Origin of the sequence: Helcobacillus sp. ACRRO (assembly GCF_022347125.1) — a bacterium.
Classification (GTDB): Bacteria; Actinomycetota; Actinomycetes; order Actinomycetales; family Dermabacteraceae; genus Helcobacillus; species Helcobacillus massiliensis.
Window position 1 is genome coordinate 1 of the sequence record NZ_JAKRNG010000053.1, and the last position, 5,397, is coordinate 5,397.

Sequence of the window (5,397 nt, forward strand, 5' to 3'; positions counted from 1 at the left end):
CCCGCCGTCACCGGCCCCGTCGGCTTCCCCCCCCTGCGCCCAGCCCGCTCAGTACAGTGGCGGCATCACTGCAGCGAAGGAGCACCCATGACACAGAAGCAGGAACTGCACACCGACCGCGAACCCGCCCCGCTCGGCGCGTACAGCCAGGGCATCGTCAGCGGCGACCTCGTGTTCACCGCAGGCTGCGGCCCCATCAACGTGGACACCGGCACCATGCCCGACGGCATCGGCCCGCAGACCGAGCAGACCCTGAAGAACGTGGAGGCGGTCCTCGCGGAGGCCGGGTGCACCCTCGATGACGCGCTCAAGGTGACAGTGCACCTCGCGGACCTGGACGACTTCGCCGAGTTCGACGCCGCCTACGCCCCGTTCTTCACCGAGCCGCGGCCCGTGCGCACCACGGTAGGCTCCGCGCTGCTCGGCGGGATCCTCGTGGAGATCGACGTCATCGCCCGCCGCCGCGGCTGAACGGGGCCCGGGCGGCGAGCCGGCTGCGGAACGCGCCGTGGTATTGCGCTTCGGCTTTATAAAGATTATAAAAATTATAAAGCTCGCAAAGGAGGAGCATGCGCAACCCGTTCAAACCCACCGCAGGTGCTACCCCTCCGCTGCTCGTCGGTCGGGGCGAGCAGCTCGCCGTCTTCAGCGAGGCCATTGAGAACGGTCCTGGAGACCCCAACCTGCTGACACTGATCACCGGGGCGCGCGGCGCCGGCAAAACAGTCATGTTGACCGAACTCGGTGAGGTAGCCCGCCTACACGGCTGGGTTGTCATCGACGAGACCGCCACTCCAGGGTTCACAGACCGGATCGCCGACGAGGCTGACGTCTTTGCTGATGAGCTCAGCGAGCCCAAGAAGCCACGGCTTGCGGGGGCCAGCATCGCTCACTTGGGAGGGCTGACGTTCCATGACTCGCCGAAGACCGAACCCTCGTGGCGGCGTCGTCTCACTCGCCTGCTGACTGCCACTGCCACCCACGGCACCGGCGTGCTCATCACAATCGACGAAGTCCAGGGAGCATCCCATGAAGAGCTTCGGCAACTGGCCGCCGACGTTCAGCATCTGATTCGGGAAGACCAGGCGATCGCGCTCGTCCTCGCAGGCCTCCCCCGCGTGGTTGAGGACGTACTGCTCAAAGGCGACAGTTCGGTCTCCACGTTCCTCCGCCGTGCTGAACGCGTCCGATTGAGGGATGTTCCAGTGGAGGCAGTTGCTGAGTCTCTCACCACGACCTTCGCGCAAACGGGGCGGCAGATTTCGAGTCACGAACTGCAGCGTGCGGCTGACGCCACTGAGGGATACCCCTTCATGATTCAGCTCGTCGGCTACCACCTGTGGCGACTAGCCGACGACGCTGGTCACATTAGCTCTACAGCAGTCGATTCAGGGCTGGATAAGGCTCGTGTTCGACTGGGGTCCCTCGTTCATGAACCCGCCCTCGCCGATCTCTCCCCGGTGGATAGGACGTTCCTCGTAGCCATGGCCCAGGATGACGGTCCTGTCGCAATGAAAGACGTGCAGACCCGGATGAACCGTGCATCGAGCTACACGTCTGTCTATCGGGATCGCCTCCTCGCAGCGGGAGTCATCCGTGCACCTCGGCAGGGGTTCGTCGAATTCGAACTGCCCTACCTGCGGGACTATTTGCGAGGACATGCCGCGTCTCATCTCTTCGAGTGACAACGCGCCATAGTTGTGGATGCCCGGATAGGGCCCTGCAGCCGATGCTGTGATGCTCGGCCCAGGGCCGGTACAGGGGGTGGCGACCCCGCCGATGCGCGGTGCCACGGCACCGGTACAGGCGGGGGTGACCAGTCACAGACCAGCCCCTGGAGGCACCCCGATGTCCAACCGTTTCACCGCTCTGAACCTGCTCGGTCCGCACCAGACGGACGACCCGTCGCGCATCATCGTGAACATCGAGATGCGCACCGAGACGGACCCGCCGGGCCCACTCGCCGAGGCATTCCTGTCCGGCCCGCTCACCCCCGGCACCCTGGACGACCTCATCGGCGCACTCATGACCCTCGCCCGCCTCATCGAGGACGACACCGACGCTCTCGTGGAGGCGAGCTGGCGCGACCGTTTCGACGCCATCGAGGGCGCGGAGGCCCAGCTGGCCGACGGAGTCCCGCCCGGCAAGGTCTACCCCGGGTGGGGTCAGATGAGCCAGGGCGACCGTCAGCGCATGCTTGATTACCTGATGGATCTGCACACCACGAGTTCCGCGCCGGGACCGCTCGAGTTCGCCGACGACCCAGACCTCGCGTCCCTGCCGCCGAAGTACACGCATGCGCACGCGCTGCACTGGATGTATGAAGTGCCGCAGATCCGGGAGTTCATCGAGCAGCTCCCCGGATACCGGCCCCTCACAGACGACTGAGCCAGAACCAGGCCGACGGTTTCCCCGCCTCGCCGATGGCCGACCAGCACCTCCGCTGAATCGAGATAAGGGTTGTGGGTCCCACAACGCAGTGTGGGACCCACAACCCTTACCTCAACAGCCGGCGCACGCGGCCAGCGGCTTACGCGGTCAGTCGCGCACGTGCGGCTCCATCGGGATCTTCACGCCGCGCTCCTCGGCCACCTCAACGGCGCGGGAGTAGCCGGCATCCACGTGGCGGATCACGCCCATGCCCGGGTCGTTCGTGAGCAGAGCGGTGAGCTTCGCCGCCGCGAGGTCGGTCCCGTCGGCCACGCCGACCTGGCCCGCATGGATGGAGCGGCCGATGCCCACACCGCCGCCGTGGTGGATGGACACCCAGGTGGCGCCGGAGCTGGCGGCAGTGAGGGCGTTCAGCAGCGGCCAGTCGGCGATCGCGTCGGAGCCGTCGAGCATGGACTCGGTTTCGCGGTACGGAGAGGCGACGGAGCCGGAGTCCAGGTGGTCGCGGCCGATCACGATCGGGGCCTTCACCTTGCCCTCCTTCACCAGCTGGTTGAACAGGAGGCCGGCCTTGTGGCGCTCACCGTAGCCGAGCCAGCAGATGCGGGCGGGCAGGCCCTCGAACTCCACGTACTCGTCGGCGGCGTCGAGCCAGCGGTGCAGGTGCTCGTTCTCGGGGAACAGCTCCTTCAGCGCCTCGTCGGTCACCTTGATGTCCTCCGGGTCGCCGGAGAGCGCAACCCAGCGGAACGGGCCGAGGCCCTCGCAGAACAGGGGGCGGATGTAGGCGGGGACGAAGCCGGGGAACTCGAACGCGCGGTTGTAGCCGGCGTGGCGGGCTTCGTCGCGGATGGAGTTGCCGTAGTCGAACACTTCGGCGCCCTCGTCCTGGAACTCCACCATGGCCTGCACCTGGCGGGCCATGGCTTCGCGGGACTTCTTGGTGAAGCCCTCGGCGTCGGCCTTCGCCTCCTGCTTCCAGTCCTCGAACGCGATCTCGGTGGGGAGGTAGGAGAGGGGGTCGTGGGCGGAGGTCTGGTCGGTGACCACGTCGATGTGGATGTCGCCGGCGCGGTGGCGCTTCAGCAGTTCGGGGAAGATCTCCGAGGCGTTGCCCTCGATGCCGATGGAGAGGGCGCGCTTCTCCTCCTTCGCCTTGTTGGCGCGGGCGATGGCGTCGTCGAGGTCGGTGGCGATCTCGTCGAGGTAGCGCTTGGCCTGGCGGCGCTCGAGGCGGGAGCGGTCCACGTCGGCGATGATGCAGACGCCGCCGTTGAGGGTGACGGCGAGGGGCTGCGCGCCGCCCATGCCGCCGGCGCCGCCGGTGAGGGAGATGGTGCCGGCGAGGGTCCCGCCGAAGTCGGCGTCGCGGCCATCGCGCTCGGCGAGCTTGCGGCCCACGGCGGCGAACGTTTCGAAGGTGCCCTGGAGGATGCCCTGGGTGGCGATGTAGATCCAGGACCCGGCGGTCATCTGGCCGTACATCATGAGGCCCTCGGCTTCGAGTCGGCGGAACTCGGGCCAGTTCGCCCAGTCGCCCACGAGGTTGGAGTTGGCGATGAGCACGCGCGGCGCCCATTCGTTGGTGGTGAAGACGCCGACGGGCTTGCCGGACTGCACCAGCAGGGTCTCGTTCGGTTCGAGGTCCTTGAGGGAGTCGACGATGGCGTCGAACGCGTCCCAGGAGCGGGCGGCGCGGCCGGTGCCGCCGTAGACCACGAGCTCATCGGGGTGCTCGGCGACCTCGGGGTCGAGGTTGTTCATCAGCATGCGCAGCGGGGCTTCGGCCTGCCAGTGCTTGGCGTTCAGGTCGGTGCCGCGGGGCGCCTTCACGGGGCGGGGGCCGGCGGGCGTCTTCTGCTCGTCAGTCATCGATCCTCAATCCTTGGGGTGGTCGGGTGTGGAGCCCACACAACCACAGTGGGTGTGTGCCGGGCCACGGGGGATGAGGGAGTCAGGCGGCCGACGGGTGCTTGCAGTCCGGGGGCACGGACTATTGCCCGAGGGCGAGCCCGCTCAGCCGAGCGCGGCCTCGAGGCGGCGGACGGCCGCGCCGAGCTGCGTGCGCACCACATCCGTGTCGACGGCGGTGCCGTCCTGCCAGGTGACGGCGATGGAGGCGACGGGCCAGCCGGACTTCTCCACCACGGCCTTCGCGATGGAGCGGAACCCGGGTGTGACTTCGCCGTTCTCCTCCGCCCAGCCGCGGTCGCGGGCGTCGCGGGCGTCGGCGAGGGCGCGGGCAACGGGGAACGTCATCGCACCGCCCACCCGGGATTCGAGGGCGGTGGTGCCGGCGAACACGGCCACGAGCTGCCGGTCGGGCAGCGCCGAGAGGATGGCGCGGCCGGAGGCGGTCAGGTGGGCCGGCAGGCGGACGCCCTGGTCGGTGACGAGGGAGGGGCGGTGCGCGGCGCGGGATTCGACCACGTAGAGGATTTCGCGGCCCTGGAGGACGGCGAGGTGGGCGGATTCCCCCACCCCGTCCACGAGCTGGTTGACCACGTGATTGCCGAGCCGGGCCAGGGGCGCCTGGCGGGTGTAGCCGGCGCTGAGTTCGTAGGCGGCGGTGCCGAGGCCGTAGGTCTTGTCCTCGCGGTAGTGGAGGACGTAGCCGTGCTCGGCGAGGACACCGAGGACGTCGTACGTGGTGGAGCGGGGCAGTTCCAGTTCGGCGGCGATGCGGCTCGCTGGGACTGGCCGCGAGCGCTGCGCGAGCAGAGTGAGGATCCGCAGGGTGGCGTCAGCGGCGGGGACTTTGGTGGCCATACCATCCAGTCTAGCCAGGCCGTCCAGAGTGCTGGACAGCAGTGCGAGCGGTGGACGGCACTGCCCAGGCTGGCGCTTGCCAGCGTGCCAGGATGGGGGCATGACCTCTTCGCACAGCACCGCTCCCGCTCTGCACGACCAGTGGTCCGGTCGCCATGACGGCGACGGCGCCGATCACGCGCGCTGGCACGAAGTCGTGCGCCTCCCCGCCGACCCCTCCCCCAGTGACTCCCAGGC

The 5,397-nt window shown here is 68.4% G+C and carries 5 protein-coding genes; 3 read left to right on the forward strand and 2 right to left on the reverse strand.

Annotated elements, in window-relative coordinates; genetic code table 11:
• Nucleotides 1–87: 87 nt before the first annotated feature.
• The 3 genes from MHY20_RS11350 (at nucleotide 88) to MHY20_RS11360 (ending at nucleotide 2,388) form a co-directional block, all read left to right on the forward strand.
• Nucleotides 88–471 carry a Rid family detoxifying hydrolase gene (locus MHY20_RS11350; protein WP_239376867.1) on the forward strand — a complete coding sequence of 128 codons (384 nt, stop codon included), beginning with the start codon at nucleotides 88–90 and terminating at the stop codon, nucleotides 469–471.
• Between the two features lie 98 nt (nucleotides 472–569).
• The gene (locus MHY20_RS11355) at nucleotides 570–1,685 is read left to right on the forward strand and encodes an ATP-binding protein (RefSeq protein ID WP_239376869.1); all 1,116 of its coding nucleotides are present in this window, start codon (nucleotides 570–572) and stop codon (nucleotides 1,683–1,685) included.
• Between the two features lie 163 nt (nucleotides 1,686–1,848).
• The gene (locus MHY20_RS11360) at nucleotides 1,849–2,388 is read left to right on the forward strand and encodes a hypothetical protein (RefSeq protein WP_239376871.1); all 540 of its coding nucleotides are present in this window, start codon (nucleotides 1,849–1,851) and stop codon (nucleotides 2,386–2,388) included.
• Nucleotides 2,389–2,538: 150 nt separating this feature from the next.
• Here the strand turns inward: MHY20_RS11360 and hutU are convergent, their stop codons facing one another.
• Nucleotides 2,539–4,263, reverse strand: a complete 1,725-nt coding sequence (gene hutU, locus MHY20_RS11365; RefSeq protein WP_239376873.1) for a urocanate hydratase — start codon at nucleotides 4,261–4,263, stop codon at nucleotides 2,539–2,541.
• A 144-nt stretch (nucleotides 4,264–4,407) separates the two neighbouring features.
• Nucleotides 4,408–5,160, reverse strand: a complete 753-nt coding sequence (locus MHY20_RS11370) for an IclR family transcriptional regulator (protein WP_183377239.1) — start codon at nucleotides 5,158–5,160, stop codon at nucleotides 4,408–4,410.
• Between the last annotated feature and the right edge of the window lie 237 nt (nucleotides 5,161–5,397).